Source organism: Saccharothrix hoggarensis (assembly GCF_042678885.1).
Lineage (GTDB): Bacteria > Actinomycetota > Actinomycetes > Mycobacteriales > Pseudonocardiaceae > Actinosynnema > Actinosynnema hoggarensis.
The window spans coordinates 1-2,532 of record NZ_JBHTLK010000427.1 but is presented as its reverse complement, the minus strand read 5'-3'; the positions used below and the strand labels follow the sequence as shown (position 1 = coordinate 2,532).

Below are 2,532 nucleotides of genomic sequence, written 5' to 3'. Positions count from 1 at the left end.
CGCGCGTCGCGGGCCCTCCGCCGCGGACGTCCACCGTCGCGCGCGTGCCGGGCGGGAACAGGACGGCCGTCGTGCCGGTCAGCGCACCGCCACCGGCCCGCGTGGCGTGTCCCGCGCGCACGCCGGGCACGTCGGTGATCGAATTGCGCACGCGCCGATGTTACGGACCGGTGGTGTCCGGGCGCGTAACGACCGGTGAGAAGCCGGCGATGGCGCGGGCAGCGGGGTTCGCGGTTCCAGAAGGCGGCACGGGGGCGGAGGAGCGGTTGGTGGCGGAACGTCGGGCGCTGTCCATCGGGGTGACCGCCTTCGAGCGGCACGAGCGCCTCGACTTCGCGCCCGACCACGTGCGACGACTCGGGAAAGCGCTTGCCGACCTCGGCTACGACGTGCGCGCGGTCGCGGAGGAGACCCTGTCCGGCGGCGACCTGGGCGCCCTGGTGACCGGGACGCTGACCGGGGCGCGGCACGACGACCTCGCCGTGGTGCACCTCGTCTCGCACGGCGAGCAGGGCGACGGCGGGTCCACCGTGTTCGCGCTGGGCAGCGACGGGCGGCCGCACCCCGACACGAGCGTCGCGCACTGGCTGACCGTGCAGCAGGCCACCGAGCGGCCGCCGACGCTGTTCCTGCTCGACCTGTGCTCGGCGGGCACGTCCGCCCGATTACCGTGGCAGGTCCGGCTGGAACGACCCCTGCGGGGCTGGGTGATCGCCGCGTGCGGACCGGCGGAATCCGCCTACGACGGCCGGTTCACCGACGCCGTGGTCACCGTGCTGGAGGCGGTGGCGACCGGTGAGCTGGACATCGACCCGAGCATGCCGCACGTGCCGCTGACCACGGTCGCCCGCGCCATCCGCCAGGAGGTGAACCGGCGGGCCGAGGCGGACGACGCGTTCCCGCAGCAGGTCACCGCGAGCCTCGTGGACATCAGCGCGGACGTCGAGCCCGCGTTCTTCCCCAACCCCGCCTACGACCCCGGATCGCGGTCGAGGTTGCGCGCCTCCGTCGACCCCGGCGTGCTGCCGTTCCTCGACGACCTCGACGAGGGGCTGGACGCCCGGCACTTCCTGGAGCGGGCCACCGGCCTGGGCAGGTTGACCGACACCGGCTCCGGGCTGGTCGGCTGCTTCACCGGCCGCGACCGGGAACTCCGGCGGATCTCGCCGTGGCTCAACGTCGGCGACGAGCCGCTGTGCGTGGTCACCGGCAGTCCGGGCGCGGGGAAGTCCGCGCTGCTCGGCGTGCTGGTGTGCGCCGCGAGCCCGTCGTTGCGCGACGCGACCAGGCCCATCTGGGAGGACGTCGCGCAGCCGCCGCTGCCGGTGGCGGACCTGGCGGCGGTGCACGCCCGCCAGCGCGGCCTGGCGGCCGTGGCGGCGTCGATCGCCCGCCAGCTCGGCCTGCCCGAGAACTCCACACCCGCCGACCTGGTGACCGCGCTGCGCGACCGGTCAGTCCGACCGGTGCTCGTGCTGGACGCGCTGGACGAGGCCGACGACCCGGACAGCCTGGTGACCGGTCTGCTGCTGCCGCTGACCGACCCGGACGCGCCCGGCACGCCGGTCCGCCTGCTGGTGGGCGTGCGCCGGTACGACGCGTTCGCGCCGCTGTTCGAGCGGGCGTGGCTGGTGGACCTGGACCAGGTCGACCGGTGGGTGTTGGAGGACAACCTCTTCCACTACGTGAGCCGCCTGCTGCGCACCACGGCCGAGTACCGCGAGGACGGCGGGGTGGTCGGCGCGTTCGCCCACGCGGTCGCCAGCGTGCTGGCCGCCCCGGACGCCGACGGGCGGCGGAAGTGGGGCCCGTTCCTCGTCGCCGGCCTGTACACCAGGCACTTCATCACCGCGAACGCCGAGCGCGTGGTCACCGACCCGGCGTCGGCCGGCGACCTCGGCCGGCGCGTGCCCACCGACCTGCGCGGGGTGCTGGAACTCGACCTGGAGCTGGAGAGCGGCCAGTTCTGGCTGCGCCCGGTGATGACGGCGTTGGCGCACGCGCGGGGCGCCGGGATGCCGGTGTCCGTGCTGACCCGGATCGCGCACGTGTTCGCCGACGCGGACCGGCCGACGCCGCGGCCGACCACGGCGCAGATCCGCGCCGTGCTGACCGCCGCGAGGTTCTACCTGCGCCAGTCGATGGACACCGACCGCAGCAACGTCTACCGGCTGTTCCACCAGGGCTTGGCGGACACGCTGGCCACGCCGTCGCCGGAGGTCGCGAGCGCGCTGCTGGACGCCCTGCTGTCGTCCCTCGGCGCTCCGGACGGCCGGGACTGGGACGCCGCCGAGCCGTACCTGTTCCGCCACGCCGCCGCGCACGCCGCCGACGCCGGCCGGTTGACGGAGGTCGAGACCGACCCCGGCCTCCTCCTGCACCCCGCGTCGTCGCCGGCCCTCACCGCCGCGGCCGACGACTCGCAGGCCGCCGAACCACTCGCCGCCCGTGCCCGCCGCTACGCGGGCATCACCACCCCGTCCGCCCTCGCCGGCGCCGCCGCCCGCGCGCGTGACACGCGACTGGCCGTGC

Annotated in this window: 2 protein-coding genes; one reads left to right on the top strand and one right to left on the bottom strand. The window is 75.5% G+C overall.

The window, feature by feature from the left end; translation table 11 throughout:
• A partial coding sequence (locus ACFQ3T_RS35900; protein ID WP_380730495.1) for a P1 family peptidase occupies nucleotides 1-151 on the bottom strand: 151 nt, incomplete at its 3' end.
• Nucleotides 152-269: 118 nt separating this feature from the next.
• Between ACFQ3T_RS35900 and ACFQ3T_RS35895 the strand changes: the two genes are divergently transcribed.
• Nucleotides 270-2,532: AAA family ATPase (locus ACFQ3T_RS35895; protein ID WP_380730492.1), on the top strand; the 2,263-nt coding region annotated here is incomplete at its 3' end.